This window comes from Nocardia sp. NPDC127579, assembly GCF_042672005.1.
GTDB lineage: Bacteria > Actinomycetota > Actinomycetes > Mycobacteriales > Mycobacteriaceae > Nocardia.
In genome coordinates, this window is record NZ_JBHXVZ010000001.1 from 1,218,305 (window position 1) to 1,233,658 (window position 15,354).

General features: G+C 67.8%; 15 protein-coding genes and 1 tRNA gene. 11 read left to right on the top strand and 5 right to left on the bottom strand.

Annotated features, from left to right (window positions below; genetic code table 11):
* The first annotated feature begins 139 nt into the window (after window positions 1-139).
* Complete coding sequence (locus ACFVMC_RS05180; RefSeq protein ID WP_379207005.1) at window positions 140-1,261, top strand: nitric oxide synthase oxygenase; 1,122 nt, start codon at window positions 140-142, stop codon at window positions 1,259-1,261.
* Between the two features lie 17 nt (window positions 1,262-1,278).
* Here ACFVMC_RS05180 and ACFVMC_RS05185 read toward each other — a convergent pair.
* Window positions 1,279-1,366: transfer RNA gene (locus ACFVMC_RS05185), tRNA-Ser, on the bottom strand.
* Window positions 1,367-1,410: 44 nt separating this feature from the next.
* A complete protein-coding gene (locus tag ACFVMC_RS05190; RefSeq protein ID WP_379207007.1) occupies window positions 1,411-2,583 on the bottom strand; it encodes a lactate 2-monooxygenase in 1,173 nt (390 codons plus the stop codon).
* A 249-nt stretch (window positions 2,584-2,832) separates the two neighbouring features.
* Between ACFVMC_RS05190 and ACFVMC_RS05195 the strand changes: the two genes are divergently transcribed.
* Entirely contained in the window at window positions 2,833-3,828 is a 996-nt protein-coding gene (locus tag ACFVMC_RS05195; protein WP_379207009.1) for an NAD(P)H-quinone oxidoreductase, read from the top strand.
* A 46-nt stretch (window positions 3,829-3,874) separates the two neighbouring features.
* Here the strand turns inward: ACFVMC_RS05195 and ACFVMC_RS05200 are convergent, their stop codons facing one another.
* Window positions 3,875-5,077, bottom strand: a complete 1,203-nt coding sequence (locus ACFVMC_RS05200; protein ID WP_379207011.1) for a cysteine desulfurase-like protein — start codon at window positions 5,075-5,077, stop codon at window positions 3,875-3,877.
* Between the two features lie 204 nt (window positions 5,078-5,281).
* Between ACFVMC_RS05200 and ACFVMC_RS05205 the strand changes: the two genes are divergently transcribed.
* From ACFVMC_RS05205 to ACFVMC_RS05240, 8 genes are all read left to right on the top strand, one after another.
* Window positions 5,282-5,875 carry a bacterial proteasome activator family protein gene (locus ACFVMC_RS05205; protein WP_379207012.1) on the top strand — a complete coding sequence of 198 codons (594 nt, stop codon included), beginning with the start codon at window positions 5,282-5,284 and terminating at the stop codon, window positions 5,873-5,875.
* A 153-nt stretch (window positions 5,876-6,028) separates the two neighbouring features.
* Entirely contained in the window at window positions 6,029-6,910 is an 882-nt protein-coding gene (locus tag ACFVMC_RS05210) for an ABC transporter permease (RefSeq protein WP_379207014.1), read from the top strand.
* A 7-nt stretch (window positions 6,911-6,917) separates the two neighbouring features.
* Window positions 6,918-7,760 carry an ABC transporter ATP-binding protein gene (locus ACFVMC_RS05215; RefSeq protein WP_379207016.1) on the top strand — a complete coding sequence of 281 codons (843 nt, stop codon included), beginning with the start codon at window positions 6,918-6,920 and terminating at the stop codon, window positions 7,758-7,760.
* A complete protein-coding gene (locus ACFVMC_RS05220; RefSeq protein ID WP_379207017.1) occupies window positions 7,757-8,710 on the top strand; it encodes a glycosyltransferase in 954 nt (317 codons plus the stop codon). Before ACFVMC_RS05215 ends, ACFVMC_RS05220 begins: the two co-directional genes overlap by 4 nt.
* A gap of 147 nt (window positions 8,711-8,857) precedes the next feature.
* The gene (rsgA, locus tag ACFVMC_RS05225) at window positions 8,858-9,913 is read left to right on the top strand and encodes a ribosome small subunit-dependent GTPase A (protein ID WP_379207019.1); all 1,056 of its coding nucleotides are present in this window, start codon (window positions 8,858-8,860) and stop codon (window positions 9,911-9,913) included.
* 122 nt (window positions 9,914-10,035) lie between these two features.
* Entirely contained in the window at window positions 10,036-10,668 is a 633-nt protein-coding gene (locus tag ACFVMC_RS05230; protein ID WP_379207021.1) for a hypothetical protein, read from the top strand.
* A 16-nt stretch (window positions 10,669-10,684) separates the two neighbouring features.
* Window positions 10,685-11,164 (top strand): hypothetical protein, encoded by a 480-nt coding sequence (locus tag ACFVMC_RS05235; RefSeq protein WP_379207023.1) that lies wholly within the window; start codon window positions 10,685-10,687, stop codon window positions 11,162-11,164.
* A 155-nt stretch (window positions 11,165-11,319) separates the two neighbouring features.
* Window positions 11,320-12,168 (top strand): SDR family oxidoreductase, encoded by an 849-nt coding sequence (locus ACFVMC_RS05240; RefSeq protein ID WP_379207024.1) that lies wholly within the window; start codon window positions 11,320-11,322, stop codon window positions 12,166-12,168.
* 16 nt (window positions 12,169-12,184) lie between these two features.
* On the opposite strand, the gene ACFVMC_RS05245 is transcribed toward ACFVMC_RS05240, so the two are convergent.
* Window positions 12,185-13,783, bottom strand: coding sequence for a DUF2142 domain-containing protein (locus ACFVMC_RS05245; RefSeq protein WP_379207026.1), 1,599 nt, complete (start codon window positions 13,781-13,783; stop codon window positions 12,185-12,187).
* Window positions 13,780-14,754: a glycosyltransferase gene (locus ACFVMC_RS05250; RefSeq protein ID WP_379207028.1), complete on the bottom strand. Its 975-nt coding sequence runs from the start codon at window positions 14,752-14,754 to the stop codon at window positions 13,780-13,782. Before ACFVMC_RS05250 ends, ACFVMC_RS05245 begins: the two co-directional genes overlap by 4 nt.
* Before the next feature lie 91 nt (window positions 14,755-14,845).
* Between ACFVMC_RS05250 and ACFVMC_RS05255 the strand changes: the two genes are divergently transcribed.
* Window positions 14,846-15,346: a GtrA family protein gene (locus tag ACFVMC_RS05255; RefSeq protein ID WP_379207029.1), complete on the top strand. Its 501-nt coding sequence runs from the start codon at window positions 14,846-14,848 to the stop codon at window positions 15,344-15,346.
* The last annotated feature ends 8 nt before the right edge of the window (window positions 15,347-15,354 follow it).

Below are 15,354 nucleotides of genomic sequence, written 5' to 3' on the forward strand. Positions count from 1 at the left end.
GCATCGAGGGGTTCCACTGCGGGCGGGCACCGCCGCAGGCTCCCGCGCACACTTCGCGCGAACTCGATCCGAGCTCCACGTTAGCTGTCTTGTCTGTTTCCGCAGTACCTGATGCCCGACCGGAGAAATCGTGAACCACATGTTGCCCGTTCGACAGTTCGAGAACCTCACCGACGCAGGCGCTTTCGGCCCCGAACAAGCCCGGCGGCTGCGCGAGTGCGACGAATTCTTCCGACAACCGGAACTGGCGCATCTGCCGAGTCATCGCCGCCGCGTCGCCCTGCGCGAACTCGAGCACGAAGCCACCTATCAGCACACCGCCGAGGAAATCCTGATCGGCGCCCAACTGGCCTGGCGCAATCACGCCCGCTGCGTCGGCCGAAAGCATTGGCGCGCACTGAAACTGATCGATGCACGGCAGGTGCGCACCGCACGCGAGCTCGCCGAGGCCTGCTGGGAACACCTACGCCAGGCCACCAACGGCGGCGCCGTCCAATCCATGATCACCGTCGGACCGCCCCGCCGACCCGACGGACGCGAATACCGGATCGTCTCACCACAACTCATTCGCTACGCGGGCTACCGCAACGGCGACGGCACCGTCACCGGCGATGCCGCCCACATCGCGATCACCGAATTCGCGCAGAAGCTCGGGTGGCGCGGGGCGCGCACCCCGTTCGACATCCTCCCGGTACTGATCAGCACCCCCGACGAACCGATCCGCTGGTTCGATGTGCCGCCGGAGCTGGCCCGCGAGGTGCGGCTGGAGCATCCCGACTTCGACTGGTTCGCCGGGCTCGGACTGAAATGGCATGCGGTACCGGCTGTTTCGAACATGGACCTGGAAATCGGCGGCGTAACCTACCCGTGCGCGCCGTTCAACGGCTGGTACGTCGGCACCGAGATCGGCGCCCGCAATCTCTCCGATACCAACCGCTACAACATGCTCCCGCTGATCGCCGACATGATGGACCTGGACACCTCCAACGCCCGCACCCTGTGGCGCGATCAAGCCCTGATCGAACTCAACCGCGCCGTGCTGTACAGCTACCGCAAATCCGGCGTCCACATCGTCGACCACCACACCGTCGCCAAACAGTTCTGTGAGCACGTCGCCCGCGAGAAATCCGCCGGCCGCACCTGCCCCACCGACTGGTCCTGGATCAATCCGCCGATCTCCTCCGGCCTGACCCCCACCTTCCACCGCACCTTCGACCCACCGGACGACCTCATCCGCCCCAATTTCGTTCGCAGAGGCTGAATCGGACCCGACAGGCGTGGCGGAGACGGAGGGATTTGAACCCCCGGTCGCTCTCGCGACGCTCGCTTTCAAGGCGAGTGCATTCGGCCGCTCTGCCACGTCTCCAGGGGGTTGATGCTAGCGCACCGGGGTGGCGGTGCGCTTTTCGATCAGTGGGTGGTGGTGATGAGGGAGCGGTTGAGGGCGGCGGGGGTGGGGCAGCCGGTCAGGCCGAGGGCGGAATCGAAGTCGGCGAGCAGCAGGCGCAGCGCGTGGCGGGCGCCGGCGCGGCCCGCGATACCGAGGCCATACGCCCAGGGGCGGCCGTAGAGCACGGCCTTGGCGCCGAGAGCGAGGGCGACCAGGACGTCGGAGCCGGTGCGGATACCGGAATCGAACAGGACATCCGCGCGGTCGCCGACGGAGGCGACGATGGCGGGCAGGGCGTCCAGGGAGGCGATCGCGCCGTCGATCTGCCGGCCGCCGTGATTGCTCACGATGACACCGTCGGCGCCCGCGTCCACCACCTGGCGGGCGTCGTCGGGATGCTGGATGCCCTTCACCGCGATCGGCAGATCGGTCCACTCGCGCAGATGCGCGATATCGGCGGGTCGCAGGGTGTGATTGCCGAACAGGCCGACCCAGGTCAGCACCGCGATCTGCATCGCCTCGGGGCTCTCCTCGGGCGGTGACGGCAGCTTCGCCCGAAACACTGGATCCGACAGATAGTTCGCTATCCCCTTGCCCCGCAGGAACGGCAGATGCGCCAGCTCCAGATCACGCGGACGCCAGCCCAGGCTGGGCGTATCGACGGTGACGACGATGGCTTTCGCGCCCGCCCGCTCGGCACGCTCGACGAAGGAGCGGGCCAGATCGTCGTCATTGGGCCAGTACAGCTGATACCACCACTCCCCCGCGGCCGCACCCACCTCCTCGATCGTGGAGGACGCGGCGGTGGAGAGCACCGCGCCGATACCGAGTTCCTTGGTGACATCGGCGACGACCACCTCGCCTTTGTCGTGCAGCAACTCCAGCACGCCCACCGGCGCGGTGAGCACCGGCGCGGCCAGCCGGGTGCCGAGCACCTCCACGGACAGATCACGCGCACCGGGACCGGTGGTGCCGCGCAGCATCCGCGGCACGATCCGGTGCCGGTCGAAGGCCGCCCGGTTCGCGTCGGCGGTCCGCTCCGTGGACGCGCTACCGGCCACGTACGCGAATTCGGCCGCGCCGAGCACTTCGCGCGCCCGCTGTTCCAAACCGGCCGCCGTCATCGGCAGCTCGGGCACCGCGCCGCCCAGTCCGGCCAGGTAGATCTCGTTCTGGAAGTCGATGAAGCTCACGTCGGGAACGCTAGCGGTTCCGCGCCCATCGCGCCGACCGCTGGGCAGATAGGCTGCCGCCCAGGTGGATTCGACCGCCTCCGGAAACCTGCCCGAGCACCGAATCCGAACAGCGGGAACAAACCGGTCAGACCGCAGACGGCGCCGTCGCCGCGCCAGGGCCCACTGGGGCTCTCGAACGCGGGCGGTGCTCGCGCGTCGGAGCTGGAGATGACAACGCCGCCGGGAGCGACGGGGCAGTATGGAGGGGTGCGCGCTATCACGTTGAACGGATTCGGTGGGCCGGAGGTCATGGAGTGGGGCGAGGCGCCCGCTCCGGTGGCCGAGTACGGCGAGGTGCTGATCGATGTGGTGGCCGCGGGGGTGAACCGGGCGGATCTGCTCCAGCGGCAGGGGTTCTATCCACCGCCGCCGGGGGCGAGCGAGATTCTGGGGCTGGAAGTGTCCGGGGAGGTCGCGGCGGTCGGTGACGGCGTGCTGGAGTGGCGGGTCGGCGACCGGGTGTGCGCGCTGCTGTCCGGTGGCGGGTACGCCCAGCAGGTGGCGGTCCCCGCGGGGCAGTTGCTGCCGGTGCCGGAGGGCATGGATCTCACCGTGGCCGCGGGGCTGCCCGAGGTCGCGGCCACGGTGTGGTCGAACCTGGTGATGACGGCCGGGTTGCGCGCCGGACAGCTGGTCTTGATCCACGGCGGCGGCAGCGGCATCGGCACGCACGCGATTCAGGTCGCGGTGCAGCGCGGAGCGCGGGTCGCGGTGACGGCAGGGTCGGATGAGAAACTGAAGCGCTGCGCCGAACTCGGCGCGAGCGTGCTGATCAACTATCGGGAACAGGATTTCGTCGAGGTGGTGCGCGGTCAGGAATCCGGTGCGGGCGGGCCGGGCGCCGACATCATTCTCGACAATATGGGTGCGGCGTACTTGGCGCGCAACGTGGAAGCGCTGGCCGAACACGGGCACCTGGTGGTCATCGGCATGCAGGGCGGGGTCACGGCCGAGCTGAATCTCGCGGCGCTGCTGGGCAAATGGGGGACGATCCACGCGACGAATCTGCGCAGGCGACCGGCGACCGGTAGCCACAGCAAAGCCGAAGTGATCAGTCAGGTGCGCCAGCAGGTGTGGCCGCTGCTCGCCGACGGAACCGTGGCACCGGTGGTGCACGCGGAACTGCCGATTACCGAGGCGGCCCAAGCGCATCGGATGCTGGATGCCGGGGCGTTCGGAAAGGTGACACTTCGGGTGGAGTAGGCCGTCCACGGCACACGGTCATGCGGCTTCCGGCCGAGGCGAGTGCTCAATCCAGCGCGGTCAGTGCCCGCCCCAGCTGATCGATCTCGAATTTCGTTGTGTACGGCGCCAATCCGATGGTGACCGCGCCACCTTCGTCGTTCACGCCCAGCGCGTCCAGCAGCCGGCTACCGCCGTGCACGCCGGACAGGGTTCCGATCCGCGCGTCCGCGAGCTTGGCGGCGACCTTCTCCGCCTGCATCCCGGCCATCGTGAAACTCACGGTCGGAATCCGGGTGGACGCCCGCCCGATCACGGTCAGGTCGGGCACCTTGTCCAGCACCTCCATCAGGTGCTCGAACAGCTGATCGTGATAGTCCTGGAGTGAGGTGATCGAGACCTCGAGCCGTTCCCGGCGCGTGCCCTTGGCGCGCTCGTCCAGCCCCGCCAGGAAGTCGATCGAGGTGGTGAGCCCGGCCAGCAGCGCGTACTGATGCCCGCCGACCTCGAGGCGTTCGGCGCCTTTCGCGTACGGGTTCAACGACATCGACGGAATCCGGTCCAGGAACGCGGGATCGCGGAAGACCAGCGCGCCGATCTGCGGGCCGCCCCAGGCGGGCGCGCTCAGCGCGATCACATCGGCGTTGAGTTCGTCGATATCGATGAGCGCGTAGGGCGCAGCGCCGACCGCGTCCGCGACCAGCAGGCCGCCGACCTCGTGCACCCGGTCGGCCGCGACCCGCACCGCGGGCGCGGAACCCACGATCGGGGACGCCGCCGTCAACGCGACCAGCCGGGCGGTCGGGCCGATCAGTTCCTCGAACTGCCAGGACGGCATCTCACAGGTTTCGATCTCGACCTCGGCCCAGCGCACATGGGCGCCATAGCGGTTCGCGATCCGCAGCCACGGCGCCACATTGGCCTCGTCGTCCAGACGCGAGAGCACGATGCCGGTGCCGAGACCGAGCCGGGAGCTCAGCGACTCGGCCAGCCAGGCCAGCAGGACCGCGCGATCGGGGCCGAGCACCACGCCCGCCGGGTCGCCGCCGACCAGATCCGCGACCGCCTCGCGGGCCGCGTCCAGCAGACCGGCACTGCGTACGGCGGCGCCGTTACGGCCGATATGGGAGAAGGCCGAGGTACGGAAACCCGTTGAGACGGCGCGCGATACCGAATCCGGAACCAGCATGCCCGCCTGCGGGTCGAAATGAATCCAGCCGTCGCCCAGGGACGGTATGAGGCCCCGAACCCGCGCGACGTCGTAAGTCATGCTGGCCACTCTAAGGGCAGTGGGCGAGGCGGCGTAACCGTGTTCCACTCGACTGGCGTCCAGCACCGCAGCGACCGGGGTGAATGCATGGCAACCGACTTTCAGCAAATCCGAACCACACGACGACCCGATCAGTTTAGGACGCCCTGCGCCGTCGCAAGCACGGACCGGCGGGCTCGCTCAACGGATGACATGATGGGGAACATGACGCATTCGGATGAGGCACCCGATTCCATCGTCGTGGTCGGACCCGACGGGCGGCACCTGGTGATCCCGGCCGACGCGGGCACGCCGCTGAACGCGCAGGTGGTCTCCGAGGACGACACCGCCGCGGCGGCGGACCCGGACGCCGGGGAATCGCTGGCCGACATGGTCGAGCAGCCCGCGAAGGTGATGCGCATCGGCACCATGATCAAGCAGCTGCTGGAGGAGGTGCGCGCCGCACCGCTGGACGACGCCAGCCGCACCCGGCTGCGCGAGATCCACAAATCCTCGGTGCGGGAACTCGAGCAGGGCCTGGCACCGGAGCTACGCGAGGAACTGGAACGACTCACCCTGCCGTTCACCGAGGACGCCGTGCCGACCGACGCCGAACTGCGGATCGCGCAGGCGCAGCTGGTGGGCTGGCTGGAGGGTTTGTTCCACGGGATCCAGACCGCGCTGTTCGCCCAGCAGATGGCGGCCCGCGCGCAGTTGGAGCAGATGCGTCAGGGTGCGTTGCCGCCCGGCCTGCACGCCGCGGATCCCCGCACCGGCCGGCCCGACCACGTCACCGGCGGCTCCGGGCAATACCTCTGACCCCCGATCCGCGACCCCGTTCCGGACGATCCGGCCACGGGGTGGTTCCGGCCGATCTCGGCCAAGTTCGCACGGGTAGTGTCGACCACCGTGTCCGCCGCTGCCGCTCGCCCCGACTCCGACGTGAGTGCGGTGCGTCCTGAAGAAAGCACAGTGCATGTGACTGCCGAGGAACCCCGCACCACGGAAGCTGTTCCGGTGGAGCCGATCGTGTCGGATTCACAGACCTTCCGCCGGGCCTTCCAGGATTTCCGCCAGGGGTTCTCCCAGCGGGAACTGTGGCTGTCGCTGGGCTGGCAGGACATCAAGCAGCGTTACCGGCGTTCGGTGCTCGGGCCGTTCTGGATCACCATCTCCACCGCCGTGCAAGCGGCCGCCATCGGCTTTCTCTACGCGACCCTGTTCGCGCAGCCGCTGCGCGAGTACCTGCCGTATGTGACGGTCGGCATCATCGTCTGGAATGTCATCGAGGCCAGCATCCTCGAGGGCTCGGATGTGTTCATCGCCAATGAGGGCCTGATCAAACAGCTTCCGTCGGCGTTGAGCGTGCACGTCTATCGGCTGGTGTGGCGGCAGTTCCTGTTCTTCGCGCACAACGCGGCGATCTACCTGGTGCTGCTGCTCGCTTTCGGCGTGTGGCGCGAGCTGGACCTGTCGGTGCTGCTGGCGATTCCGGCGATCGCGCTGCTGTTCCTCAATGCCGCCTGGGTCACCATCGTGTTCGGCATCTTCAGCACCCGCTACCGCGATATCGCGCCGATTCTGGGCAGCCTCACCCGCATGCTGTTCGTGCTGACGCCGGTCATGTGGTCGGCGAAGGTGCTGCACGAGCAGGGCGGTTCGGTGGGCGATCGCGCGCGGCTGGTCGAGCTGGTGCCCACCTATCACTATCTGGAAATCGTGCGCGCCCCCCTGCTCGGCGATCCGATCCACTGGCGCAGCTGGGTGGTCGTCGGCGGCCTCACCGTCGTCGGCTGGCTGGTGGCAGTGTTGGCTATGAAGAAGTACCGGTCCCGCGTCCCCTACTGGGTGTGAAGGCGATATGTCCGATGTGAGTATCGAAACCCAGGGCGCCTGGGTGGAGTTCCCGATCTTCGACGCCAAGTCGCGGTCGCTGAAGAAGGCTTTTCTGGGCAAGGCTGGCGGCGCGATCGGGCGCAACCAGTCCGATGTGGTGGTCGTCGAGGCGCTGCGCGACATCAACCTGTCGCTGAAGGAAGGCGACCGGATCGGTCTGGTCGGCCACAACGGCGCGGGCAAATCGACGCTGCTGCGCCTGCTGTCGGGCATCTACGAGCCCTCGCGCGGCAGCGCGCGGATCCGGGGCCGGGTGGCGCCGGTGTTCGACCTCGGCGTCGGCATGGATCCGGAGATCTCCGGCTACGAGAACATCATCATCCGCGGCCTGTTCCTCGGGCAGACCCGTAAGCAGATGCTGGCGAAAATCGATGAGATCGCCGACTTCACCGAGCTCGGCGAGTACCTGTCGATGCCGCTGCGGACCTATTCCACCGGTATGCGGGTACGGCTGGCGATGGGCGTGGTCACCTCGATCGATCCCGAGATCCTGCTGCTGGACGAGGGAATCGGCGCGGTCGACGCCGAATTCATGAAGAAGGCGCGACTGCGGTTGCAGGAACTCGTGGCCCGGTCTGGCATTCTGGTGTTCGCCAGCCATTCCAACGAATTCCTCGCCCAGCTCTGCGATTCCGCCATGTGGGTCGATCACGGGCAGATTCGCCAGCGCGGCGGAATCGAGGAAGTGGTGCGCGCGTACGAGGGGCCCGACGCCGGAAACCACGTGGCAACGGTGCTGCGGGAATTGGAAGCCGAGCGCGCGGCGGGCCCGCAAGGTGATCGAGAACTGGAGCGTAATCTCCCATGAGTTCCCCGACCGGCCCGAGCGAGCAGGCCACTCCGTTCGAACAGCCTTCGACGGGGGCCGACGCCCGGATCGTCGCGGTGGTGGTCACGCACAAGCGTCGTGAACTGCTCACCGAATCGCTGAAGGTGCTGACCTCGCAGTCGCGTCCGGTGGACCACCTGATCGTGGTGGACAACGCGAACGAGCCCGAGGTAGCGGCCCTGGTGGCCGAGCAGTCGATCGAGTCCACCTATCTGGGGTCGGCGCACAATCTCGGCGGGGCCGGCGGTTTCGCGCTCGGCATGCTGCACGCGCTCACCCTGGGCGCGGACTGGGTCTGGCTGGCCGATGACGACGGCCGCCCCGATGGCCCGGAAGTGCTTGCGGTGCTGCTGGATTGCGCGCGCCGGCACGGGCTGGCCGAGGTGTCGCCGGTGGTCTGCGATATCGACGAACCGGATCGGCTGGCCTTCCCGCTGCGCCGCGGTGTGGTGTGGCGGCGGCTGCGCTCGGAGCTGGGCGCGGAGGATTTCCTACCCGGAATCGCCTCGCTGTTCAACGGCGCGCTGATCGCGGCGAAGGCGGTGGATCAGATCGGCGTGCCGGATCTGCGGCTGTTCGTGCGCGGTGACGAGGTGGAGGTGCATCGGCGGCTGGTGCGTTCGGGGCTCCCGTTCGGCACCTGCTTGCAGACCGCGTACCTGCACCCCAATGGCGCGGCCGAGTTCAAGCCGATTCTGGGCGGGCGAATGCACACCCAGTATCCGGATGATCCGGTGAAGCGGTATTTCACCTACCGCAATCGCGGCTACCTGATGGCGCAACCCGGTATGCGCAAGCTGCTACCGCAGGAGTGGGTGCGGTTCTCCTGGTTCTTCCTGGTCACCCGGCGGGATCCGGCGGGGTTGAAGGAGTGGTTCCAACTGCGCAGCCTCGGTCGGCACGAGCAGTTCGGCAAGCCCGAAAAATAGGTTGCGGGCCCGTCCGGGCCTGTGCGAGGGTGATCGCAACGTCGAGAGAGTAGAGGAGGTGGAGATCGTGAAGACAACTGTGCGGATTGTCGTGCCCGTGGCACCGATCTACCCCTCCACCTCATCTCACTGAAGGATTCCCCCATCATGGTCGTCAACGACCCTGAATTCCATATCCCTTTCGGCTGGACCGAAGCTGTCGCACACCGCTACGCACCGCTGATTCCCGCTGGTCAGGCGCCTGCGCGTGTCATCAGGATGGACCGCAGCGAATGCGATGTGGCCACACCCACCGGGCTCGCCCGGGCCCGCTGCCCGCGCTCGGATTCCGAGGTCAGCGGGCTGTGCACCGGTGACTGGGTGACCGTCGACGCCGAACTGACCGTGCGGCGACTGCTGCCGCGCCGCTCGGCGATCACAAGGTCCTCGGTGTCCGGGCGCTCCGAGGCGCAGGTGCTGGCCGCGAACGTCGATACCGTGCTGATCTGCTCGCCCGCCGACGGCGATGTCGATCTGAATCGGATCGAGCGGATGCTCACCCTGGCCTGGGAGAGCGACGCGCAACCGGTCGTGGTGCTCACCAAAGCCGATGCGGCCGACGATATTCCGCTCGCCGAGGTGCGGGCCGTCGCACCCGGCGCGGCCGTGCTCGCCGTGTCCGCCGGTACCGGGGCGGGCCTGGATGTGCTCACCGCCATGCTCGACGGCACCGTCGCGCTGATCGGCCCCTCGGGCGCTGGTAAGTCGACCCTGGCCAACGCGCTGCTGGGCGCGGAGGTGTTCGCCACCAATGATGTTCGCGCGGTGGACAAGAAGGGCAGGCACACCACGGTGCACCGGGAATTGCGCCCGCTGCCGGGTGGCGGCACCCTGATCGACACCCCGGGCCTGCGCGGGATCGGTCTCTACGATGCCGCCGAGGGGATCGAGAAGACCTTCAGCGATATCGAATCGCTCGCGGCGGACTGCCGGTTCCTGGACTGCTCGCATGTCACCGAACCCGGTTGCGCGGTGGTGGCGGCGCTCGAATCGGGCGCACTGACCCAGCGCCGGATGGACAGCTACCGCAAGCTGATCCGGGAGAACGCCTGGATGGAATCGCGCACCGACAAGCGGATCCAGGCCGAGCGCACCCGGGAGTGGAAGTCGATCAGCAAACAGCAGCGGCGCATGTACCGCGAGCGCGGCTCCCGAAGCCGATAGTCGAAACGCCGTCCGCGCACTGGAATTCAGGTAGTGCGCGGACGGCGATTCGGCGGTGCGGCCGAATTCGTGGATTCACGGTAGGGTTCGCCCCGAATGACCATGCTTTCGGGAGGGTTTGGATGAGTTACCCCGGCGGATACCCGCCTCAGGGCCAAGCGCAAGGCGGGCAGTACCCCGGACAGCCTGCGTACGGCCAGCAACCAGCGCAGGCGGGCAACCCGTACGGCGCACCGCAGCAGCAGCCGTACGGCCAGCCACAGCAACAGCCCTATGGCGCACAGCCTTACGGTCAACCGCAGCCCTACGGTCAGCAGCCGCAGTATGGGCAGCCGCAGGGGCAGTACGGCGCGCCCGCCCCGGCCCCGGCCCCGGCGCCGCCCGGGATCACCGTGCAGGCCGACTACGAGTGGCCGCTGTTCATGCTCGCGCTCAGCAAACCCAAGATCCGGATCAACGGCCAGCAGGTGCCCAATACCCGCTGGGGCGAGAACCATATCCCGGTGGGCCCGGGGCAGTACCACCTCCAGGTGTGCACGCCGTGGCTGTTCGATATGGGCCCGGCCCAGGATCAGGTGGTGGTCGCCGACGGGCAGGGTGTGCGGTACTTCTACCGGCCGCCCGCCATCATCTTCATCAATGGCGCGCTCGGGCAGTTCCCGCAGAAGACGCCGGCCATCCTGTTCCTCTACATCGCGTGGGGCGCGGCGGCCGTGATCTTCCTGCTCAATTTCCTGTTGCTGGCCGCCATCTGATGACGGGAGGATGTCGATGAGTTACCCGGGTGGCGTCCCGCCACAGCAGCCGTACGGACAACAGCCGTACGGGCAGCAGATGCCGCCGCCGGGTGTTCCGGGGGCCCAGGGCATCACCATCCAGGCCGATTACATGTGGATGGCCTTCATGCTCGGCCTGCTCACCAAGCCGAAGATCCTGATCAACGGCCAGAAGGTGCCGGTCACCCAGTGGGGCGAGAACCATATTCCGCTCGGGCCGGGCCAATACCATCTGCGGGTCAGCACGCCGTGGATCAACGATATGGGTCCGGCCGAGCAGCAGTTGATGCTCGCGCCCGGGCAGAGTGTGCGCTACTACTACAAGCCGCCCACCATGTTCTGGATGCGCGGCGCGATGGGCGAGACGCCGCAGTCCACGCCCGGCATGTGGATCTACTGGGTCCTGCTGGCCCTGATCGCCCTGCCGTGTGTGCTGGGCCTGCTGATCACCGTCGTCGGCATAGCCGCCGCCTGATCGGACGCCCGAGGCGGGGCATCGGGAGCACCCGATGCCCCGCCTTTCTGTTGCCCGTATCGCATATGCAACTGGTTGCATAGCGCCCGGGTCTACGCTTAGTGTGCGAAGGAGGCCGCGGGCCGAATCCCGCGGCGGGCAGACAGGAGCTGGTCATGGCGGAATCGGGTAGGGCGCTGGCGGGAAAGACGCTGATCATGTCCGGCGGCAGCCGGGGCATCGGGCTGGAGATCGCCAAGCTGGCGGCCGCGGACGGTGCCAATGTCACGCTGATCGCGAAGACGGATCAGCCGCATCCGAAATTGCCGGGCACCATTCACACCGCGGCCGCGGAGATCGAGGCGGCCGGCGGACAGGCACTGCCCTTCGTGGGCGATGTGCGGCTGGAGGAGTCGGTGGCCGAGGCGGTCCGGCAGACCGTCGAACGGTTCGGCGGCATCGATCTGGTGGTGAACAACGCCTCGGCGATCGACCTCTCCCCCACCGAGACGCTGCCGATGAAGAAATACGATCTCATGCAGGACATCAACTGCCGCGGCAGCTTCCTGCTGTCCAAGCTGTGCATCCCGCACCTGCGCGCCGCGGCGCGGGCCGGGCGCAACCCGCACATCCTGACGCTCTCGCCGCCGTTGAACCTGGACCCCAAGTGGGCGGGCATGGCGCTGGGCTACACCATCGCCAAGTATGGAATGTCGCTGACCACACTGGGTTTGGCGGAGGAACTCAAAGGCGACGGCATCGGCGTGAACTCGCTGTGGCCGCGCACCACCATCGCCACCGCCGCGGTGCGCAACCTGCTCGGCGGCGACGAGATGATCTCCACCTCACGCACACCCGCCATCTACGCCGATGCCGCCTACCTGGTGCTCACCTCGCCCGCGGAGCAGACCTCCGGCAACTTCTTCATCGATGACGACGTGCTCGCCGCACATGGCATCACCGACCTGGACAAGTACCGGGTGACCCCGGGCGACGGCGAACTGACCACCGACCTGTTCCTCTGACGGTAGCCCGCCGCCGTCAGCCCCAGACCACCGAGTGGTACTTGGCGACGGCGGCGATCAGGCCGATCGCGCTGGCGACGGCGACCGTGACGGCGGGGCCGACGGCCGGGGTACGACCCTCGATATCGGTGAGGCGCAACGGCATCCAGCGCAGCAGCACCGCGAAGGCGAGGATGGCGAGCGGGACGAAGTAGCGGCCCTGGACGCCGTCGATGATGTAGTAGCCGACCGGCGTGAACGACATGTACAGGGTCACATAGATCATCGCGACGCTGGCCGCCACCGTCAGCGCGGCCACCCAGGTGCGCCAGCGAGTGGACCCGGTCATCCGATCGGAGATGCCGAGCGCCACCGCGAACGCGAGCAGGCAGGCCACGATCGACAGGGCGGGCACATCGATGTAGGCGAAGCCGAGTTCACCGAAGAACTGGATGAACCAGCGCTGATCGCGATAGGAGATGCTGTCGCCGAACACGCTCAGAAAACCCACCGGGTCACCGAGAATGCCGGACAGCTGGTCGCCGGGGCGCACCGACTTCCACTGGTGCTCGGGCCGCATCAGGCCCATGCCCTCGGTGGTCGGTCCGGCGATCTTGGTCCAGACCGCGAAGCAGACCGCGCCCGTGCCCGCGAACACCCACGGTACGAAACGTTGCCAGCTACCCGCGCCGAAGGCGAAACGCCCGGCGGGCACCAGCACGACCAGCATGGCCAGCAGCACATACGTCGGCTTGCTCAGCGGCAGCAGCACCGCCGCGGCGAGCAGGGCGGTGGTTTCCACCCAGCCCAGCCGGTCACCGAGGAACAGCGCCTTCACCAGCAGCGCCGAGACCATGATGGCCAGGGCGTTGGTCATGGTGTCGGCGGTGACGGTGCCCGCCTGGAACACCGCGATCGGCAACAGCGCCACCGCGAGCACCAGCCACTGCACCCGGTGCCGCCGCAGCGCCCACAGCCCGAGCCCGACCAGCGCCAGATATACCGCCAGACCGGCGAGCCGGGTCGCCATGATCATGCCGCCGACCTCGAGGCCCAGCGCTTCGGCGGCCTGAATGCCAACGGCGGCGGGGAGATACGGGATCGGCGAGTAGGCGGCGGTATTGGTGAACCACACCGGTTCCATCGCCGTGGAGACCTCGGCCGACTTGAATCGGTCGTAGGCGGCCGGGTCGGCCACCATCGGATCCGGCTCCTGCGGATTGGTGGTGTAGTCGGTCAGCGCGTAGCCCATCAGGTCGGTGATGCTGACCGGCACATCGCCGCCATAGGAGATGCCGCGGGTGTCCGGGATCCGCTCCGGCAGGAGTCCGCCGTGCGCGACCTGATAGGCCCGCCCGAACTGGGTGATCTCGTCGTGCCCCCAGAACGGCGGCGTGCTCACCGCGAACGCCGCGCCGAACACCGTGGCCAGCACCGCGAAAACCACGGTGGCCGCACCGACTCGGTGCGCGAGGGCCGACGCCGCCCGCCGGAGGGTGGACGTACCGGTCTCCGTCGCGGGCTTCGGACCGGTGCCCGAGGTCTTGTCCAGGACCACCGAGGTCCGCACCGGCTGGTTCGCGTCGATCTGCTCGGCGACGCCCGCCGACTCGGCAGGCCCGGCCGACGTGGTCAACGCCGTGGCTCCGGGTCACCGTCCACGCCGGGCGCGGAATGCAGCAGGTAGTTCAGCCGGGCGGCCTCGTGCCGGGACCGGCGGATGCCGTCCAGGACCAGGCCCGCGGTCCAGGCCAGGCTGCCCAGCAGCAGCAGGGTGAACGCCAGGAACAGGGTCGGGAAGCGCGGCACCTCGTGGGTCGCGTAGAACTCGACCACGATCGGAATCGCGAGGGCGATCGAGATCAGCCAGCTCAGCGTGCCGAACAGGCCGTAGAACGCGACCGGGCGCTCGTGCCGGGCCAGGCCGATGATCAAGCCCAGAATCTTGAAACCGTCATGGTAGGTGCGCAGTTTCGACTCGCTGCCCGCCGGGCGATCCCGGAACCCGACCGGCACCGCGGTCTGCGGAACCCGCAGGTGCAGCGAATGCACCGTCAGTTCGGTCTCGATCTCGAACTCGCGCGAGACGGCGGGGAAGCTCTTGACGAAGCGACGCGAGAACACCCGGAATCCGCTGAGCATGTCTTCGACGTTCTCGCCGAACACCTTTCCGACCACACCGTTGAGCACCTTGTTGCCCATCTCGTGGCCGGCCCGATAGGCCGAGGAGCCCGTGTCTTTCAATGACTCGGTTTCACGACGCACGCCGAGCACGTGATCGTAGGGGCCGTCGAGCAGCGTCTTGATCATCAGCGGCGCGGCCGAGGCCTCGTAGGTGTCGTCGCCGTCGATCATCAGATAGATGTCGGCGTCGATGTCGGCGAAGGCGCGGCGCACCACATTGCCCTTGCCCTTGGTGTTCTCGTACCGCACGATCGCACCGGCTTCGCGGGCCCGCTCGGCCGTCTGGTCGGTGCTGAGATTGTCGTAGACGTAGACGACGATTCCCGGCACGGCGGCCTGTAGATCGGCGACGACCTTGGCGACCGACGCCTCTTCGTTGTGGCAGGGGACGACTGCGGCGATTCGAAGCTCGGTGGAGTCCACCTGGGTAAATCCTCGATGTCGGCGGTGAAGGGGAACACCGGGAGGGTACAGGGCCCTGCTGACTCTGCCACGTTCGCGGTACCGTCACCCGGTGTCTTACCCCGAGCCGCCCGTCGCACACCCGGTGACCGTGGATCCGGAACCGAGCCTGGCCGCCAAGGTGATCACCGCGCTCCGTAAGGGCAGTGCCTTCCTGATCGTCGGCGGCATCGGCTTCCTGGTCGACGCGGGCACCTACAACCTGCTGGTGTTCTGGGGCGGCGAGGGCGTGCTGTACCACCAGCCGCTTGCCGCGAAGATCATCGCCATTCTGGTGGCCACCGTCGTCACCTACTTCGGCAACAAGTGGTGGACCTTCGCCGATCAGCAGACCGACAACCCGGGCCGCGAGTACCTGCTGTACGCGGTGTTCAACGTGGTGGCCATCGGGTTGCAGCTGGGCTGCCTCGGATTCTCCCGCTATGTCCTGGACCTGTCGACGCCGCTGTCGGACAACATTTCCGGCACGCTGATCGGCCAGGCGGTCGCGGTCGGATTCCGCTACTGGGCCTATAACAAGTTCGTGTTCACGGGTTCCACATCGCGCCCGTGAAGGTTTGG